We start from the raw sequence: 19,698 nt of genomic DNA on the forward strand, positions 1-19,698 counted from the left end.
AAGATGAAAAAGACAATCCAAAGGATCATGCTCGCGGGTGTACTAATGGGAAGTTTCAGTATGACTGCATTCGCAGAGAATGCACCTGTAGAAGTTAAAGGGACCGTGGTTAGTGTCACTTCCACTCCCCCCGCTTCAAGCACGCCACGCCCAGCGGTAACCACCGATTCCGGTGCAACTTTTTATGGCAACCCTACTTCCTCCATTTCTAGTGGAACCATTGTTCCTGAAGGAGCTGCATACCTGTATACGAGTGGTACTGTTCCACCCGTGCTGAACAAAGAGGGAAGCACGATCTATGAACGGTATGGTGATACCAAGACCCAGGCTGTTGGCGTATTGAAAACCATTGAAAAGCAGCTAACAGATCAAGGACTTTCTATGAAGGATGTCGTATATCTCCGTGCCTACCTAGTGGCAGACACTGCAAAGGAGGACAAGTTCGATTTTGCGGGGTGGAACGAAGCCTACAGTGAATTTTTTAATAATGAGATAAATCCGGTGAAACCTGCCCGTTCTACCGTTGGTGTTGCTGGACTTGTCAGTTCCGATTGGCTCATTGAAATTGAGGCTATTGCGGTTTACCCGAAGAAATAAACCTGACTACGAAGGAGAGATGAACGATGCTTCAAAATATAGGAATTACCGGCATCATTATGATCCTTGTCCTTGTTCTGATTTTATTCGGTCCTTCAAGACTCCCCGAACTTGGGCGAGCCGTAGGACGCACTTTATTCGAATTCAAATCTTCCGCGCGTGAGCTTGTAGGGGATAGTAAAGACGATGAAGATTCTGCGAAGAAAATAGACTAATAGATTTAATCAATATAACCTAAATAAGATACAAAAAATCCCCTTCACAGAAAACAGGTACCTAACGCTGTTTTCTGTGAAGGGGATTCTTATCTTATATAATTCGTCTTACCCTACTCGCTTCGAGTAAGGAACGCTTTTGTCCGCTCCAGCTTCGGATTTCCGAAGATCTGTTCCGGAGTTCCTTCTTCTGCAATCTCACCTTGGTCCATAAAGATCACACGGTCCGCTACATCACGGGCAAAATTCATTTCGTGTGTAACAATAACCATCGTCATGTTCTCATCAGCGAGTTTACGAATAACGCGAAGCACTTCTCCTGTTAGCTCAGGATCGAGCGCCGAGGTAGGTTCATCAAAAAGCAGGATTTCCGGGTTCATCATCAGCGCTCTGGCAATGGCCACACGCTGTTTTTGCCCGCCTGAGAGATTAGCAGGATATGCATCTCCCTTATCAGAAAGACCCACTTTAGCAAGCAGATCGGCCATCCGTGGCTTTAACGCTGCTTTGCTTTCTTTTTTCACCACTTTTGGGGCAAGTTCCAAATTCTCATTGACTGTTAAATGTGGAAACAGGTTAAAGTGCTGAAATACCATTCCCATGCGTGCCGTAATTCGCTTAATTTCCGCTGCACTCACATACTTTCCATCCGATACAATGGCTTCACCGCCGATGCGAATGCTTCCTCCATTAACTTGTTCTAGATTCACTAAGCTGCGAAGCATCGTACTTTTTCCAGAGCCCGAAGGTCCTATTACAGCGACTACTTCTCCTGGCTTCACATTAAAATCTATCTTCTTCAACACATGCAAATCACCAAACGATTTTTGCAGATTCGTTACTTCTATCATATTTGTCATTACACGACATCCCTTTGTTGTTTATTCAAATTTGTACTTTCTCTCCAGCGCTTTGAAGATCAGCGTCAGCACAAGTGTCATTAATAAATAGATAATGGCGGCAATCGCAAAAGGTACAATCGTTGCATCCCTGTTCACCGCCGTTTGTGCAAAATGGAGCACTTCCGGTACAGCTACTGCGTACAGTAATGCCGTATCTTTGACGAGTGTGATCGATTCATTTGCTGTAGATGGAAGAACGACTCGAATCATCTGCGGTAAAATAACTTTGGTTAACGTCTGGAATTTGTTCAGTCCGAGTACCTGCGAAGCTTCATATTGTCCCTTGTCGATCGATAGCAAGCCGCCTCTGAAAATCTCCGCAAAATAAGCAGCATAGTTCAGTACAAACGCAAGTCCTGCAGCAACGGCACGATCCATTACGAGATGCTCCCCTATAACAGGCAACATGGGTAGTCCATAACAGAAGAACAATAGTTGCAGCAGCAGCGGTGTGCCTCGCATCACATAAATGTACGTATGTGCAAAAGCCGACAGCGGCTTAAACTTACTGTTCGCCATCAGGGTAAATAAAAATCCAAGCGGAATGGACAAGATGATTGCTGTGAAAAATAGTAAAAGTGTTGTCCGTGCACCATCGAGCATCGGAAGTGTAATACTCCAAAGATAATCTAGTGTCATATTTCTCAGGCTCCTAAGTAAAAAGAAAACCGGATTAAGAAACTCCCGGTTTTCAATCCTATTAATGAATTTCTTACATCAGGTCTAATATGATTGTTATAAATGTTATATATGATTTCAGTTAAGCTTACCGAAGCACCTTATCTTCACCAAACCATTTCTCCGAAATCGTAGTAGCTGTTCCTTCTTCAATCAATTCGTCTAAAGCGGTTTGCAGACTCGTCAGCAGTTCTTCATTCCCCTTCTTCACACCGATTCCGTATTCCTCTGGAGACAACGTTTCATCCAAGATTTTATACGTTCCTTCTTCAAGAGACATATAATAGTCAGCTACCACTTCATCAATGACAACCGCATCGAGGCGACCGCTCTTCAAATCACTTAGAGCAAGTACATTATCGGGGAATTCGGATATACTCTTGATCTGATCTTTGATCGGATTCTCACTCAGTGCATCCGATGCAGAAGAAAGATTTTGCAACCCTACTTTTTTTCCAGCAAGATCAGCAAGTGTTGCAAGTTGTGAGTCAGCCAGCGTTACTACAACCTGACTATTTTTAAGATAAGGCTTGGTGAACAATACTTTATCTTTGCGATCCTCTGTAATCGTATAGCCGTTCCAGATTAGATCGATACGTCCACTGTTCAGCTCTGATTCTTTGGAAGACCAGTCGATGGGTTGGAACTCTACTTCTTTACCCATTTTTTCAACTGCTGCTCTCGCATAATCTATATCGAATCCAACAATCTCATTCTTCTCATCTCTGAATCCCAGCGGGGCAAACTTATCGTCAATACCGATGACAATCTTATCTGCTCCACTTCCGCTTGTATCACTTCCGCAGGCTGCAAGAATAACGACCATTAAACTTAAACTTAATGTAATCCATAATGACTTTTTCATGTTGTTTCCCTCCGTTGTATCTATATCAAAACGCTTTAGTTCGCTACCATGTTACCAAAGTAAAACTATCATATCACAAAATAAGTGAAGCTGCCAAGAGGGAATGAAAAGCTGGAGTGCTCCAGTAGCAGATGAGGGTTCGGATCGTCGTTGGAGTTGAAGTGCTTCAGAGACAGATGGGGGTTCCGTTCCTCGCCAAGAGCTGGAGTGCTTCAGTAACAAATGGGGGTTCCGATCGTCGTTGGAGCTGGATTCTCATGAAGTCCCTCTAGATGTAACCATCCAGCTCCAAATACGAACGCTCCGCTTCTTCACCCCCATTCTGTCCCCTTCGCTATCGGCCTCTTCTCTTATTTTTATAGAGCAGGGAGATGAGGTATTGTTCCTCTATACCTCACTTTAAGGAGAAGATAACACTTCAGCTATTGGCTGCGTAGTTTATACAAAGACAAAAAAAGATAGAGATTCAGAATCACTCTGAAGTCTCTATCCTTTTTTTAAATGTTCTTGCTTCGCTATTCCTACTAAGCGTTTCCTACTACTCCTTTTGTACTGTCACAATATAGCTTTGTTTCGCCTCTACAAGGAAGGAAATAAGACCGCTACCCAGGTCAGTGGTGCTAACCTCTAGCCCATCTACTGTTCTCACAACAAGGGAATCTGCCTTCATTCCTTCTATACAAATGGTGCAAGTTCCTGATTGATCGGGCTTTATCTCTGCTTCTTTCAGCTTGCCTTCAGACCACGAAATCGCAACTTCGTATCCTCTGCGTGCGCGCAGTCCACGAACACTTCCTGCCGCCCAGGCATCTGGTAGAGCTGGGAGCAATTCGATATACCCCTGATGAGATTGAAGAAGAAGCTCAATAATCCCTGATGTTGCCGCAAAGTTGCCGTCAATTTGGAATGGCGGATGTGCGTCGAACATGTTCGGATACACGCCGCCACTTTCATAGCGTTCGGAACCGTCTCGTACGAGCTGTAACAGATTTGAAATAAGGCGATGCGCCCGGTTTCCATCTTTGAACCGTGCCCACAGTCCGACTTTCCAGCCCAGACTCCAGCCCGTCCCTCCATCACCGCGCCGCCGCAACGATACTTTCGCAGCTTCCATCAGCTCCGGTGTAACTTTTGCTGTCAGCTGGCGTCCTGGGTATACACCGAAGAGATGAGACACATGTCTGTGCTCCACATCTTCGTCTTCATAGTCATGAAGCCATTCCTGCAGCTGTCCATACTTCCCAATCTGCAGCGGAGGAAGTTCATCTCTACGCTGCTGAAGCTCTTTTGCAAACTCCTCGTCTTCACCGAGAATTGCTGTCACTTCGATAAGATTCGTAAATAGATCATAGATTAAAGCCAGATCCATCGTTGCTGTTGTAGTCACCTGATGAAGTTCCCCATTCACGCGGAAGCGATGCTCCGGTGAGGTCGAAGGTGCCGTATACCAAGAACCGTCTTCCCCTTGAATCAGCCAATCCAGACAGAACAAGGCGGCTTCCTTCATGATCGGATACGCTTTATTTCTAAGGAAATCGGAGTCTTGTGTAAAAACATAATGCTCATATAAATGCTGGCACAGCCATACGCCGCCCATCTGCCACAATGCCCATATCGGATCCCCATGTCCAAAAGCACCCACCGGTGCAGTCTGTCCCCAAAGGTCAGAATTATGGTGAGCTACCCATCCGCGTGCGCCATAGTTAATCTCAGCTGTTTTCTTACCATTAACGGAGAGCCTGGTAATCAGATCAATTAAAGGTTCATGACACTCGGATAAATTCGCCGTTTCAGCTGGCCAGTAATTCATCTCGGCATTAATGTTAAGCGTATAATTACTACTCCACGGTGCTCTCGTCTCGTGATTCCAGATCCCTTGCAGATTGGCAGGTTGTGTTCCTGGACGTGAGCTTGAAATCAGTAAATAACGGCCATATTGAAATAAAAGCTGAACCAGATAAGGGTCTTTCCCGCCATATTTTACGATACGCTCATCGGTAGGCAGATCTATTGATTCGAGAGCGGGTCCAAGATCAAGCGTTACCCGATTATACAGTTCCTGATAATCTTCCACATGACGATTCCGCAGGTCTTCGTATTCATACACAAGAGCTTTTTCTAGATCATTTCGTGCATGGAGTGACTCGTCTTTGCCTTCTTTTCCCGGAGAGCGATCATAACCGTTAAAGCTTGTTGCGCAGCTAAAATAAAGAGTTGCCTGATCTGTACCTTCCACCCGAATCCCCGTGGCATGAGTTCCCGCGCTTCCACCCTTATGACGAACTGCTAATCTTCCTTCAAAACGCATTGCATCCGTCTCATCTGGTTTGCCATAACGAATTGGATCATCCGTAGGATAATAACTTGGATTCACAACCTCTGGCGCATATCCTTTGATAATCGCATGGTTCTCATTAGCTTCTGTTTCATGACGAAGAAGACTGCTAAGACTCGCATGGAAAGACAATCTTCCTGGTACGCTTGCTTCTAGATGGATGACGATGACCTGATCAGGGTGTGATACAAAAATCTCCCGTGTGTACGTCGTATCTCCAATACGGTATATCGTTTTTGTTATTCCATCCGTGAGATCCAGTCTCCGGTTATAATCTGCTGTGATATCTCCATGATCAAACGTAATCTGTAAGTCGCCAAAAGGCAGATAAGACTGTGTATAAGCCCCTAGCATTTCCTTTGTCAGCTTGTCTGCGTCAGCATATTTCTCTTCCTTTATAAGCTGTCTCACCTGCGGAAGCACTTCTTTGGCACGCGGATTGTTCCAATCTTTCGGTGGACCTGACCATAATGTATCTTCGTTCAGTTGTAAACGTTCTTGCTCCACACGCCCAAACACCATCGCCCCTATTCTTCCGTTCCCAATCGGCAGTGCTTCGGTCCATTCCTTAGCTGGACGGTTATACGTTAAAAACATATCGTCTCCCCCAATATAATCACTATTGTTATAACAGAAAAACTAAAACGTTTTAGAATACCTCTAAACCCTTATTGTCGAGGCAATGAACCATATAAATCTCTTCTTTTATGTAAGCGGATTCTACTCTACTAGTATCGTCCTAAAAATCAGTTCAAAAAGCAAGCCTTTACCATAAAATATTTTTAGAAAGACAGCTAAAAGAATTCTTCAATTAATAAGAAAAGGCCACTCCCACAGCGGGAAATGGCCTTCCGATATAACCTAATATACTTTATGAATAACATCTTCAAAATCAGGTTCCTGCATCTCTACGTCTGCAAGTTCACCCCATTCGCCAAGCTGAGCCAAGATTTGCATTGTACCAATGCGGTTTCGATTCGCTTCTACGGTAATTGTTCGCTCGGTACAGTCTATGATCTTCACCGCTTCGTGATGGAATCCCCCGAGATTTGAACTCTTGATATCCTCAAGATACGAGACTTTAATAATGGTAGGAAGACCTATATTCTCTCTTAGAGACTGCACCGTACCGTCATAAGTAAGCTGTCCATGATTAATGACCATTACTCTGCTGCATAGCTGTTCGATATCATCCATGTCATGGGTTGTCAGCAGAATCGTTTTTCCGAAATCCCTGTTCAGCAGTTTCAAAAATGAGCGGATATTGCGCTTTGCATTCACATCAAGCCCGATCGTTGGTTCATCAAGGAACAGAATATCCGGATTATGAAGCATTGCTGCACCTAGATCGGCACGCATCCGTTGTCCAAGCGACAATTTGCGTACAGGCGTATCCCAGAATTCTTTCAGGTCGAGAAGAGCTGCAAACTCTTCCAGCCGCTCGTATTTATCCTTATCATCCACCCGGTACATTTTGGCGAGGATATCATAGCTGTCCTTTACCGGAAGGTCCCACCACAGCTGACTGCGCTGACCAAACACAACTCCAAGACGTCTTACGACTTGTCTTCGCTGCTGATGCGGATTCATTCCATTTACTCGTACGTTTCCTGAACTCGGATGAAGGATACCTGTTAACATTTTTATTGTCGTCGATTTTCCTGCACCATTCGGACCGATATAACCTACAAATTCTCCAGGTTCAATCCGGAAACTGATATTTTGAACGGCTTGTTTGACCGTGTATTCTCTAGAAAATAAAGCGCGGAGTCCCGCAAAACTCCCGTCTTTCACGACAGGCGTTTTGAACTCCTTATGTAAGCCTTGTACTTCGATCATACCCGACTCCTCCTTAGCTACCTGTACTCTGATATTTTGTCATGCCAAATTTCCAAAAACGCAGGCTGAGGGCGAGAAAGCCCATCGCTGCCAAAAGAATGATGAGAAAAATCCACGGCCCCCACTCCCCTCTCAAGATATAAAGGGCGGGTACATAATTGACTAGACCTACTGGCAGCACAAAAAGGAGCATCCCGGCAAGCCAATTCGGATAAAGGGAGAGCGGAAATCTTGCTGCCGTACCTGCCGCGTCTTCCGTAAATGTCTGGAGTTCGCTGATTCTTGTCGTCCAGAATCCAATTGTCGCAGTAGCAAGGCCAATAGAAAATAAAAGAACGGCCCCCGTCAAGACCACCAATAAAGACTGCGGCACAGCAATCCATCCAATCTGGCCGCTGCTCATCATTCCATGAATAGACCAGCCAAAGACAAATCCTCCTTGCAGCCACTCCCCAAGCATGATACGAAAGCGCTGCGGCAGTAGAGTGAAAAGAACGGGCAACGGTCTTGTCAGCAACTGGTCCATATCTCCGCTGACTAAATATTTTTCGAGATGATGTACTTCGTTCGCAATGGAACGGTATACCGTTTTTGATAAAGTCATGATGGAAAATAGATAACCAACCTCATAGATATTCCAACCTTGAATGGCTCCAAACCGATGAAGCACAATCGCAATCATCAGAAATTCAGCAATTTGAATAAAAGCGGCGAGAAAAGAACCGAGAAAGAAATTGAGTTTGTATTGCATGGAACTTTTGATGCTCGTGCGGATCAGTAATACGTAAAGTTCTAAGTAGGTGCGAAGTGGATAGAAAGTGGTATATTTTTGTGATGAATATGTCTCCGTCTTTGTGTTCATCCTCCCTGCACCTCCACTTTTCTCCGAAGATAGTAGGTAGCAAGAAAACAAATCAGCGTGAGCAGCAGCATCCACACCATGGTTCCTAATAGTAGAGAGCCATCCTCATAACCAAGGTAAATGCGAGTCGGTACATACAGAAGATACGGATAGGGTGACCACCAGGCAATCGTTTGGAGAATCTTAGGCAGCCATTCAATAGGGATGAAAAATCCTGCAAGTAAATTAACAAGTGCATGGTTTGCCCATTGCAGCCAGCTTGATTCGGTGGTCCACATCGCAGTGACTCCAATGAGATAGTTGATACAGATTCCCATGTAAGCAGCTCCGAGCAAACTTGCTGTGGTTAAGACATACGTCATTCCGTTCTCTGGCAGCGTAAGCTTGAAGGCAATGAGATAAACGAGATAGATAGGAATGGATTTGTATAGAAACTGATAGAGAATCTGCCCCCATTCTCTGGACATGAGATGCGTAAAGAGATGAACGGGTCTCATCAGATCCATAGAGATATGACCTGTTCTTACAGACTCCGGGATCCCAAGGCCATTCGTTAGAAAAGACGTTACCCAAAGGGATGCTTGCGTAAATGCAATGTAACTGACCATCCCCTGTGTTCCGTATTCTCCAAGAGAGCGTCCTTCCCCAATTCCAATCCAGATACAGGCGTACAGATAACCGAATAAAGCGCTTGCGACATTGTGCACCATATGTGCACCGCGGTACTGCAAGTTCCTTGCATAGGCCTTACGGGCCAGGGTGAAATAGAGCAATGAATACACCTCCGATAAGCTTGGTTGAGACGCCAGCCGTGCGTCTACTTCAGACAAGGTGAAATGCGAGAAGGCCACTATCATACCAAATATGGAAGGTAAATACAATTGTTTTTTGCAGGTAGAAATTTACGTCTTAGAACTTTAAAATACGCAAAAAAACCACCGGGTCCAAGTTGTCTCATGCTTTTTACAATATCTCTTCCTGCGCTAGTAACAGAGCTTTAAAATCTACGCAGAAGAGATGAAAGCAGCAGCCTTCCTTCGTTGTCCCGATGGTCTTATTTATTTAATTATTTATTTATTTGAAATTAAAATTACAGATCTTTCTTGCGGAATCGCAGGACGCCCCATACAAAAGCAATGGCAGCATATAGCATCGCATAGATCACAAAGGTGCCCGATGGAACATCTCCGATGAAAAATCCGGATATCATATGGCTTACATTAACGATACTGCCTAGTTCATCAAGACCGATGAGTCCATGCATCATTTTTCGCTGCAACGCATCCACTGGCATAATGATGGACATGAGTCCCGAAATATTAGACAGCGTATTACCGATTTCTTCTGCGCCAAAGGCCTCAAAAATCCCGATCTTCTGCACCTTCTCCAGCATACCGCCAAGCCAGCCCGCTCCAAATAACATGGTTATAAACACACCGTTTCCGAGCGATGAAAATTTAGTAGAACCGAGCATCGTAAGTGAAACGAGCAGAACAATAATGAGAGCAAGCAAGAGCAGTGCCTTAACATGAACCATAAAGGCTTTAGGGATTGCTGCATGGATATCCGTAATGACCATAATTGCTGTATATAAAATCAGCGTGTAACAGCAGAGCAACGTGACAAATCCGAGCCACCGCCCAATATAAAACTGTGTTCTTGATATCGGACGTGTAAGCAGCGCCTGCATGACTCCTTGCTCCGCTTCCCCAGCGATCGAAGAGAATGAGCTAAAGATTGAGAGCAGCGCAATGACAAAACCAGCAAAGAAGAAGCCGATCATCATCATGAGAACTCCCGTCGTATAGTTAGTAATGAGAGAATTCCCCTCCGAAAACATCCCAAAGCTCTCACTTCCTGCGACAGCATCCGCAATAAACCAATAAGCAATTAGAAATAGTATCGTAAGAATCATAGCGAGCACCATAACCCGCTTACGAATCATCTCTTTCCAGGTCATCTGCATAATGAGCATCATACGTCTCGTTCCCCCCGATGACTAAGCCCCTTCACTGCCGTTAAGAACCAGTCTTCCAATTTACCACTCTCTTTCCCAACTTCATAAAGCGTAAGCCCTTGTTCAATGAGTAATGAATTAATCCATCCCGCCTGTTCTTCATTCTGTAATTCGGCTTTGAGCCAGACCGTATCATGTCCTGAAATAACAAGTTCTTGCTGCGCTGTATTAGTAGAAGAATCCGGCTTATGTACCGTTTCTACTTCAAATTCAAAACCCGTTTCATCCTGAAGCCAAGTTCTAACAAGCGGTGTATACCCGCTTACTTTAAAGCGATAGGTTACTTTTTGCTGAAGGACATTTCCTACATCGCCCGTACGTAGAATCTCCCCATTATTAAGTAGTGCAATCTGGTCACATACCGCTTCTACATCCTCAAGCATGTGAGAGTTCAAGAAGATGGTCTTACCTTCTGCTTTCAATTTCATCAGAATAGAGCGAACCTCTTTACGCCCAACAGGATCCAGGGCTGAGGATGGTTCGTCCAGAAAGATAATATCCGGATCACTAACAAGCGCTGCCGCAAGTCCAAGACGTTGCTGCATCCCTTTAGAATAGTTCTTAATCTTGCCTTTTCCCCGGCTGCCAAGTCCTACCTCATCAAGCAATTTTGGAATTCGCTCTTTGGCTGTTCTTGTATCTACTCCGCATAGTTTTGCATGAAGTTTAATTACCTCTTCTCCTGTCAGCCATTCTTGATACCTGAATAACTCCGGCAAGTAACCAATCCGCTTCTTCGCTTCCAGACTATGAATCGGATGTCCAAAGATGGTTGCCGTTCCCTCTGTAGGATGAATCAGACCAACCAGCATTTTCACAAAAGTGCTCTTCCCTGCTCCATTCGGGCCGAGGAAGCCAAAGGCTTCCCCTTTCTGAACAGTGATCGATACATCACGGCAACCACGACCATTATCGAACTCTTTCGTCAATCCTTCGGTATGAATAGCTGCTGTCACTGGTTCATCAGCTCCTTGATTTCTTCGATCATTTTCTCTTTTGTATCGAACAAAGTGTATCCCTTCAAGCGATACACCACATCATTTTTAGTCCATGTAGCCGTATAATTAACAATCTCTTCTTTACCTGATTCTCCATAGTAATTGTCACTATTCTGTTCTAAAATGACAGAATTGCCATCAACACTTATTTTCTCAACAGTACCATTAGTAATTACTGGAATCGGCAGTTTTCCGTTCAATATCTGTTCCGTTTGGATTGCTGACTTCATTCGATCTGGCAATAGTGGAAAGTTTAGCACTGCTTTTACTGCATCTTCAATTGCCACAGAAGAGTCTACGTTAACTGTCGGAATTTTTTGTTGATATAGAGATGCGCTTTTTTTATTATCATCTGTTTGATAGATCTGGTATAACATTGCAGGAATCTCGAATGTAATAAGCTTACCATCTAGTGATTCTGGCATAAGATCATCTGCTCCCAGTCGTTTCATCGTTGCATTCACTTTAGGTATATCCAGCTTCATCGTTATCGTCTGTGAACTGTTCGCAATTCCAGAATGTTTCGGATCAATCAATTCATCAGTTACGGCTTGTAAACCGATCATATTCGCGATCTGCTCTGCTGTCTTGTTCTCCGTTTTGATGTACTCCCCAGATTCACTCGTAAAAGTTCCATACTTATTTATAAACTCTTGCTCACCGGCTCCTTCTGAGATCGTGTTAAACAAGTTCATCAGTTCTCCTTCATCTACCGATGTGACTTCCTCCATTCGGAATTGATTCAGGATCGCAGCAAGTGCTTTATCACCAATAGGTGTTGCTACCATCACGCCGGCAATCGCTGCAGCAGCTGCGATGCTGATCCACTTTTTAGCAGGATGTCTCTTTGCTTTCTTCCTCTTTGGCTTATTGTCTTGATTCTTATTCATTGAGTTCTTATTATCTTCATTTATCTTCATTTCTCTCATCTCTCCTTTGAATGTATTTGTGGAAACTCGATTTGTTTGATCTATTTCCAGCTTTTCTGATTTCTTCATATCCAGTTGGCTCGACGCCCAAGCTGCCCATTTGGGGCTCATCTCCTCTTTCTGGAGCTTGGATGTGAGCTTTTGCCATGCTTCATCTATCCGTTCATTTTCGTTGTTATCTTTTATAGAGGTCATGGATTCATTCAACTCCTTATCATTCCATATTCTCGTGAGGCGAAGATCCTAAGTCACCGATTTTCTTAGTACTTTCCGTTTCAATTTATTCGTTGCCCGGCTCAGCATGGAGCCGACAAGAGGCGGTCTTATATTCAGTTCCTCGGCAATTTCAGCGTAGCTGTAACCAGAGTATTTTAGCATCAGCACCTTACGATCTCGTTCAGGCAGCTCTTCCATCCACTTCCGAACCTCTTCTTGGTCCATGCGCCTAAGAACTACTTCCTCTCCGGAGGCTATCTGCTGCCCCATATCATAATGTTGCTCCTGTTTATCTTTTAATTTTCGCTCTCTAATTTGTTTACTTATATAGTCATATCCGATGCGAGTCAGTACACGATGTAACCATGCACCCATTGCGGCCGGATCATCAGGCGGATTACGGTATAACCTGATAAAAACTTCTTGCGCAAGATCTTCCGCCGCGGCTTCATCCTGAACCAGTGCAACGAGTTTACGTCTCACGATCGGATAATGCTCTTCAAACACGGTGCGGAAAATATCAATTTCTGGTCCTTCCATGCGTTATTCGTCTCCTTTCAGCTGCAGCTATCTATAAGACGGACCTTATATTTATTTTGTAGCACTAAAATCAATTTTCAACATATCTTTAGTTGCTTTAATGAGTTAAGAAATGGTTTCACTTATTATAAAATATCGAACATCCTAATTCAGCGTTCAAATAGATTGATAAGAAGGAGATGTAGAAAAAACCTCGAATTATAGAAAATATGGAAATTTTCTGGAGAATAACTTGCTGAAGAGACGTGTAAGATTAGTTCTTTGTTAAACTGATAACAGGGGCAATAATAGTGCACTCAGCTTGTCCAGATAAGAAGAAACAAATAGAACATCCATCTTATAACTTCCTAAAACAACCACAATTCGACATAAACTGATAGATTTATAAATCACTTTAGATATGAGGGATAAAAATGTTCAGTTCAACGTTGACTATTCATGACACAGCTATTATTCATCCAACAGCGGTAATTGGAGAGAATGTTACCATTGGGCCGTTCAGCATTGTTGAAGAAGGAGTCAGAATCGGAGATGGATGCAAAGTTGGAAGCCATGTTCTTATTGGTTCACACACACAGTTAGGGAGAAATAATCAGATATTTCAAGGTGCTATCATTGGTGCAGTCCCACAGGATAAATCATGTAAAAACGGTGGAGATCGCCTGATTATTGGTGATAACAACACCATAAGGGAGTATGTAACAATTAGTAAAGGAACACACAAGAGTGATGGTGTAACACGTGTAGGAGATGGCAATCTCCTTATGAATTACGTCCACATCGGGCACGATGCTATACTGGGTAATCACATCGTCATTGCTAATAGTGCTCAATTAGCCGGTCACGTGGAGATTGAAGATTGTGTATTTATTGGCGGCCAGGTTTGTATTCTTCAATTCTGTAAAATTGGTAAGCTTTCCATGATCGGTGGGATGAGCGGTGTTTCCCAAGATATTGTACCTTACTCTTTTGCTAACGGTGAACGTGGAGATATATGTGGTGTAAATATTCTCGGGTTAAGGAAAGAGGGAATATCCAGGGATGAAGTGAAGATCATAAAAGAAATACACTCTATTTTATTTCGCCAGAAGTTATCACTTGCTAAATCGATCGAAGCAATAAATGCCTTACCTTCATCGGAATGCAAGCACCATACACTCCAATTTATTAATAAATCCACACAAGGAATCGCAAGAATGAACGATAAAGTTCACTCCTCCTAAATAGTAACAATGCACTATTATTTTCAGATTACTCAAAAAAGCTGCCGAGGAATGGCTCCTCAGCAGCTTTTTTAGTTTACGTACCGGAGAATTAAACCCTAATAAATCGTCCGGTTCTGTTCATCTGCAATCCCTGATTTACGATAGAAATAGGTATTAATAATATCTCGCCATTCTTTAGCATGCTTATGCTGATGTTCAAGTCGTGCCATTACACCTGCATAACGTTTCGCATCGATTTTCCCTTCCAGACTGCTCCACTGCTGAATAAGATTCTCTACTCCTTCTACTCCGGCAAAGTGAGTATCATAGATATGCTGAATTACCGTACTTCCCGAATGCAGCTTGTGCGTATAAGGCACATGATGGAAGAAAAGCAACAGCTTATCCGGGCAGGTCACAAGCGATTCATATCGTTCGGCATTTTCCGGGAAATATTGACCTGTATACCCTGTACCGTCTTTTACCGTACGATTCACCCCAATCCCATCGCAATCGGCAAAATGATACGTACCCCAGACCGAATATTCATATCCATCCACGTTAGGACCATAATGATGCTCTGGATTGACCATCCAGCCTACTCCAAGCGGTGAGGTATAACTTTCATAGATCCCCCAAGACGCTTCAAGCATGGAGCTTACATGATCTACAACATCGGGGTCATTTCCAAACGTCTGATGGATCCACTCCGAAGTGATCTGCTGTTCAGACAAATCTGGATTCCAAGTCAATCGTCCGTACCCATACAAATTCGCTTGGGCAAGCGTATGTCCTGTCCAGTTCTCATCATCCCCGACATTAATTACAGCTGAAATCCCGCTATGTGCATACGGATACAGTTCGCCAGACACTACTTTCTTAATCTCGGATTTGGAACCTTTGGCGTATGTATCAAAATCAAGTATCTCTTTCCACTGCGGAATCAGATAACAGAGATGCCTTTGCTGTCCCGTGTATTCCTGAGTGATCTGGAATTCCAGTATTTGATTTGTATTCGGCATGGCACCAAGCAGCGGAGATACCCCTTCACGCACTTGGAAATCCATCGGACCATTCTTAATCTGCAAAATCACATTATCTTTAAACTGTCCATCGAGCGGTTTGAAATGATCGTATGCTGCTCTTGCACGATCTGTTGTTCGATCCCGCCAGTCTTGCAGGCAGTTATATACAAAACAGCGCCAAATCACGATTCCGCCATAAGGTTCTAGTGCTTCAGCGAGCATATTCGAGCCATCTGCATGGGTTCTTCCATACGTAAATGGTCCGGGTCTGTGCTCCGAATCTGCTTTGACTACAAACCCGCCGAAGTCTGGTATTGCATGATATATTTCCTCCGCTTTCGTCTTCCACCATGCACCGACTCTTTCATCAAGAGGATCTGCCGTCTCAATTCCTCCAAGTTGAATCGGGCTCGCATAATTGACACTTAGGAATAATTTGATCCCATAAGCTCTAAAAATCCCAGCTACTTTCGCTACATCCGGTAAAAACTCTGACGTAATCAGCTTCGTCTCTACTTTATGGACATTTACATTATTAATAGAAATTCCATTGATCCCAATCGAAGCCATCATCCTTGCGTAATCCCGAATCCGCTCGTCATTTTGCACAAACTGATTATCTTTGAAAAAAATAGACCGTCCTGCATATCCTCGTTCAATGGAACCGTCCATGTTGTCCCAATGATTCATCATGCGAAGCGGGTTTCTCGGATTTTCGATAACTTCCAGCTGAGTGAGCGTCTGTCCCTCTGACTGCAGAAGCCGCAGCAGATGGAACGTACCATACAGCAAGCCTTTCTCTGTTTTTCCTATAATAAATACGGATTCACCTTCTTCTTGCGGCAATGACCTCAGGGCAAACCCTTCCTCCCCCAGCTGCTGAGAGAGTTCCTTTGTCTGTAACGCTTCAGGCAAATCTTCCGCAGAGACCAAAGCAAGCTGAATATATGAACCATGAGCAGCATCATCAGATAAGTTCGCTGTCGTTGTTAGTTCAGGTTCATTTCCAGTCATCTGGAGAATAGCGTAACGAAGTTCCCGTATGGCGGACTCTACTGCTTCTCCTGATGCGGAGCTATGTCTTACAATCGTGGATAAACAAGGTGAATTCTGTCTTTTCTCATATCGTAACCAACCTTTGTCGGCCGAAGAATAAGGAAGCTGTTGTAGCTCAGTCATGAGGTCACTCATCCTCTCTATTTCTGAAAGTTTTTAAAGCCAATGAATGGACTATGAAATGGATTCAATTAGACAAAATAATGCGGATATTTCTCTAACAAGAAATCTTGTTCCACTACAGCGAGCCGCAAATGATTCTCCATGATTTGAACAGCTTGTGATGTCTCTTTGTTCACAATCAGTTGATATATTTCCTTGTGCTGAGAAATGATGTTGTCCCAGTTCAAATCTTTGGACAATCTTAGCAGTCGAAGACGATTGAAATGAATATTGAGCTGCTGCAACATTTTCCATGTCCGTGCTTTTCCTGTACCCTCAAACAAAATCTGATGGAACTCTTCATCAAGCTCATACAGTTTGTAAACGTTGTTTCTGCCTGCGCAGACGTCCTGCAAAGCAATATTGGTTTCCATCCGAAACCTGTACTCTTCATCAAAAGATTCGCATGCAAGAGCTACAATCTCTCTCTCAATTTTCTCTCGTATGAATCTTCCTTCTTCCACATGCGCAAGATTAATCAGAGATACCGAGCTTCCACTTTGCGGAACAATATCTAGCAGCTCTTCCTCTGCCAGTTTCATAAAAGCCTCACGTACCGGAGTTCGGCTTACATTCAGTTCTTCTGATATCTCTTTCTCGGAAATTTTCTTTCCCGGTTCTAATTCCAAGTGCATGATTTTATCTTTTAAATAATGATAAGAGTAAGCCCGAGTAGAGCCTTTGAGCTTTGATTCTGTAGACATACGGTTCCCTCTTTCTTCTCCAATACTTAACCGCTTTTCTCTAGTTATTGACTATGTTACAGCACCTTAAGGACCTGGGATGTGGGTATAAAATAAACCGGGAGATCCGGAAAATGATCTCGAATCTGCTGAGCAATTACCTTCATTCCCGGCTCTTCACTAGCTGCATGACCAATCAGGATTTGTGATAGCGTGCTTCCTTGACTCACCGCATCCTGTACATATTCGGGTGTTTCCCACTCAGGACCTTCTCCTGCTATTAGTAAATCGACTTTATGTTCCGTGAATAAAGGAAGCGAGATATTACCCCCGCCCCGATAACCGGAAGTAAGAGCAATTTCACAACACTTTTGTTCACTGTCTCCAGCAAAACGAACATAAGGAAGATCAAGTCTATCCTTCAGATGATGAACGATCTGCTGCACGCTAAGCGGCTCGGGAAGGGTAACCAGACAAGCATACTTCAGATGGCTATATTGATACGTATCCCAGTCTAACGCTTGTAGAAGTCCATGCGTGATGATATCGGGAACCGCTTGATGCGGGCCATCATGATATCGGTATAAGATCATTTGGTGCGATTTAATCTGTTCCTTTTTTCTTAAGATGACAGGATTCTTTAGTTCCTTTTCTGCTCTGCTCCCATGATGTTCATAAAACACACCTTCATGGGTGATGAAAAGATTTGCTCCAAGCTGTGCTGCTTTCTCAATCGTCTCATGGGAAGCAATAAAGGAAACAGCCACTCCCTGAACCTTTTGGTTCAGATTCCCCGTGATAAGCCCATCCACCGTAGAACCGTTAGGTCCAGATGAACGAGGAAGTACACGAATCACGTCTTGAACGGTCAATGACAAATGATCACCTTACCCTCTGTGATTTAATTTTGATAACGGAAAGCTTATTTTCCTTCTTTGTACTCTTTATATGTTTTGTTTGCAAGTTCCAGATACTGCGTTAGTCCTTGGCTCTCCAGTTCTTTTACAAACGCATCAAACTCGGACAAATCTCGGTCACCCAGAATAAATTTGAGTGTATTTTGATCTGTATAATCTTTAAGCGGTGTACTGAGGAGTGTAACTCTCTCACGTTCTTCTATAGAATACGGGATTGGAGGTTCTGCTGGAAGGACCTCTTTGACTTCTTTCATGTCATTTTGGAACTTCAGTTCTTCTTCACTAAACATAGAGTGCAGCAAATCCGTCGTCCCGCCATAGGCGAATACTCCACCAGAGAAACCGTAATCGATACGTAAATCTTTTGTACCTTTTGGATTCAGACCATTGAAGTTAATATCATCAGCGAGTTTACGCACCCCATTTTCTTTCGTATATGTCTCTCCTTCGACTCCCCATTTCGCAAATTCTTGACCTTCATCACTGTAATACAGCCAATCGATAAACTGGAGAATCGCTTCGAAATTTTCACTTTGTTTTGCTTTTGCAGAGATCATGACACCGTTCTCAAGTCTTCCTCCAGACATGAGCTGACCTGCAGGCCCGCCAGGCACCGTGATTTTGGCAACTGAGAACTTACCTTCACCAAGGGTCTTATTCATATCATTACGGTGCAGAACAACGGTTTGAGAATTCCCATTAATAATAAACGATTTCCCGTTTATAAATTTTTGAATCGCCTGATCATCGTCTTGAGTAAAGCTTTCTTTATCCAGCAGACCCTCTGCTACGAGCTCGTGGAAATAGGTCAGCATATCCTTGTATTCTTGGGTAGCCGCAGTATATACGAACTCATCTTGTTCTGGCTTGTAAGTCAGGCCGCTGCCAAATCCCCATCCGCCTTTCGTTCCAAATCCAGTTGAAGCAACATTCAGTGTGCTTAGGAATTTAAAACGATCCGAGAATGGGATAGAGTCCGGATACTCTTTTTTAAGCTGCTGCATGACCGTCTTCAGTTCATCCCACGTCTTCGGCACTGTAAGATTATGTTTTTCCAAAATATCTGTACGTACGATCAGCGTATAATCTGGCCAAATTTCTTCGTGTAGTCCCGGAAGAACATAGTATTTTCCGTCTTCTTGGCGAAGACCTTCTAGCTCAGTATCAAGGCCCCACTTCTCTACTTTATCCTTGAAATTCGGCATCAAGTCAATGTAGTCACTGACAGGCAGAATCGCATTAGAAGAAACAAAAGCCGATTCTTCACCCGGATACGTTTTAGGGATAACGAGCGGTGCATCACCCGAACTAATGAGCAAAGATCTTTTTTGAGGATAATCACTCATGGGTACAATAACAGGATCCAGCGTAACACCGGTCATCTCTGTGATTTTCTTAAATAACAACCAATCTTTTTTGTAAGGATAAAGCGGCTGATCACTATACATAATCGATAGATTAAAAGGTTCCGTTGCTTTAAAAGTTTCTCCTACAGCGTAGGATTCCATTGCTCCTTTATTTTGGATCTCTGCTTCTTTTCCGCCCATACCATTGCTGCATGCCGCCAGTGATAGACTGAGTATAGCTGCAAGTGCTGTTTTTCCCATAACGCGAAGAGAAGGTTTCTTCATTTTGTTTCCCCCCATAATTTGATGAT

General features: G+C 43.6%; 18 protein-coding genes. 3 read left to right on the forward strand and 15 right to left on the reverse strand.

The features are described 5' to 3' along the window. Window positions 1-3 precede the first annotated feature (3 nt). Complete coding sequence (locus tag PV403_RS22995; RefSeq protein WP_332086101.1) at window positions 4-597, forward strand: RidA family protein; 594 nt, start codon at window positions 4-6, stop codon at window positions 595-597. A 26-nt stretch (window positions 598-623) separates the two neighbouring features. Further along, a complete protein-coding gene (locus PV403_RS23000) occupies window positions 624-812 on the forward strand; it encodes a twin-arginine translocase TatA/TatE family subunit (protein WP_213532765.1) in 189 nt (62 codons plus the stop codon). Window positions 813-925: 113 nt separating this feature from the next. Here the strand turns inward: PV403_RS23000 and PV403_RS23005 are convergent, their stop codons facing one another. The 11 genes from PV403_RS23005 to PV403_RS23055 all read right to left on the reverse strand — a co-directional run bounded on the left by PV403_RS23005 (window position 926) and on the right by PV403_RS23055 (window position 12,993). Further along, window positions 926-1,672 (reverse strand): amino acid ABC transporter ATP-binding protein, encoded by a 747-nt coding sequence (locus PV403_RS23005; protein WP_283771272.1) that lies wholly within the window; start codon window positions 1,670-1,672, stop codon window positions 926-928. A 21-nt stretch (window positions 1,673-1,693) separates the two neighbouring features. Next, entirely contained in the window at window positions 1,694-2,353 is a 660-nt protein-coding gene (locus PV403_RS23010; RefSeq protein WP_332086102.1) for an amino acid ABC transporter permease, read from the reverse strand. A 127-nt stretch (window positions 2,354-2,480) separates the two neighbouring features. Further along, window positions 2,481-3,257: an amino acid ABC transporter substrate-binding protein gene (locus PV403_RS23015; protein ID WP_213532762.1), complete on the reverse strand. Its 777-nt coding sequence runs from the start codon at window positions 3,255-3,257 to the stop codon at window positions 2,481-2,483. A gap of 538 nt (window positions 3,258-3,795) precedes the next feature. Further along, window positions 3,796-6,189: a glycoside hydrolase family 95 protein gene (locus PV403_RS23020; protein ID WP_332086103.1), complete on the reverse strand. Its 2,394-nt coding sequence runs from the start codon at window positions 6,187-6,189 to the stop codon at window positions 3,796-3,798. A gap of 264 nt (window positions 6,190-6,453) precedes the next feature. Beyond that, a complete protein-coding gene (locus tag PV403_RS23025) occupies window positions 6,454-7,431 on the reverse strand; it encodes an ABC transporter ATP-binding protein (protein WP_332086104.1) in 978 nt (325 codons plus the stop codon). 13 nt (window positions 7,432-7,444) lie between these two features. Continuing rightward, window positions 7,445-8,293 (reverse strand): ABC transporter permease, encoded by an 849-nt coding sequence (locus PV403_RS23030; protein WP_332086105.1) that lies wholly within the window; start codon window positions 8,291-8,293, stop codon window positions 7,445-7,447. Beyond that, complete coding sequence (locus tag PV403_RS23035) at window positions 8,290-9,066, reverse strand: ABC transporter permease (RefSeq protein ID WP_332086106.1); 777 nt, start codon at window positions 9,064-9,066, stop codon at window positions 8,290-8,292. The genes PV403_RS23030 and PV403_RS23035 overlap by 4 nt, the downstream gene beginning before the upstream one ends. A 317-nt stretch (window positions 9,067-9,383) precedes the next feature. Then, a complete protein-coding gene (locus PV403_RS23040) occupies window positions 9,384-10,271 on the reverse strand; it encodes an ABC transporter permease subunit (RefSeq protein ID WP_332086107.1) in 888 nt (295 codons plus the stop codon). Then, on the reverse strand, window positions 10,268-11,266 hold the full coding sequence (locus tag PV403_RS23045; protein ID WP_332086108.1) for an ABC transporter ATP-binding protein: 999 nt from the start codon (window positions 11,264-11,266) through the stop codon (window positions 10,268-10,270). Before PV403_RS23045 ends, PV403_RS23040 begins: the two co-directional genes overlap by 4 nt. After that, the gene (locus PV403_RS23050; protein WP_332086109.1) at window positions 11,263-12,432 is read right to left on the reverse strand and encodes a hypothetical protein; all 1,170 of its coding nucleotides are present in this window, start codon (window positions 12,430-12,432) and stop codon (window positions 11,263-11,265) included. The genes PV403_RS23045 and PV403_RS23050 overlap by 4 nt, the downstream gene beginning before the upstream one ends. A 48-nt stretch (window positions 12,433-12,480) precedes the next feature. Further along, window positions 12,481-12,993: a sigma-70 family RNA polymerase sigma factor gene (locus PV403_RS23055; RefSeq protein WP_213532752.1), complete on the reverse strand. Its 513-nt coding sequence runs from the start codon at window positions 12,991-12,993 to the stop codon at window positions 12,481-12,483. Window positions 12,994-13,406: 413 nt separating this feature from the next. On the opposite strand from PV403_RS23055, the gene lpxA reads away from it, so the two are divergent. After that, the gene (gene lpxA / locus PV403_RS23060) at window positions 13,407-14,216 is read left to right on the forward strand and encodes an acyl-ACP--UDP-N-acetylglucosamine O-acyltransferase (RefSeq protein ID WP_332086110.1); all 810 of its coding nucleotides are present in this window, start codon (window positions 13,407-13,409) and stop codon (window positions 14,214-14,216) included. 98 nt (window positions 14,217-14,314) lie between these two features. Here the strand turns inward: lpxA and PV403_RS23065 are convergent, their stop codons facing one another. The 4 genes from PV403_RS23065 to PV403_RS23080 all read right to left on the reverse strand — a co-directional run bounded on the left by PV403_RS23065 (window position 14,315) and on the right by PV403_RS23080 (window position 19,672). Continuing rightward, window positions 14,315-16,402, reverse strand: coding sequence for an alpha-glucuronidase family glycosyl hydrolase (locus tag PV403_RS23065; protein WP_332086111.1), 2,088 nt, complete (start codon window positions 16,400-16,402; stop codon window positions 14,315-14,317). A gap of 68 nt (window positions 16,403-16,470) precedes the next feature. Then, entirely contained in the window at window positions 16,471-17,145 is a 675-nt protein-coding gene (locus PV403_RS23070; protein WP_332086112.1) for a GntR family transcriptional regulator, read from the reverse strand. A 56-nt stretch (window positions 17,146-17,201) separates the two neighbouring features. Next, entirely contained in the window at window positions 17,202-17,996 is a 795-nt protein-coding gene (locus PV403_RS23075; protein ID WP_332086113.1) for a Nif3-like dinuclear metal center hexameric protein, read from the reverse strand. 50 nt (window positions 17,997-18,046) lie between these two features. Then, window positions 18,047-19,672 carry an ABC transporter substrate-binding protein gene (locus PV403_RS23080; RefSeq protein WP_332086114.1) on the reverse strand — a complete coding sequence of 542 codons (1,626 nt, stop codon included), beginning with the start codon at window positions 19,670-19,672 and terminating at the stop codon, window positions 18,047-18,049. Window positions 19,673-19,698: the final 26 nt, after the last annotated feature.

This window comes from Paenibacillus sp. GYB006, from assembly GCF_036577645.1.
Taxonomy (GTDB): domain Bacteria; phylum Bacillota; class Bacilli; order Paenibacillales; family Paenibacillaceae; genus Paenibacillus.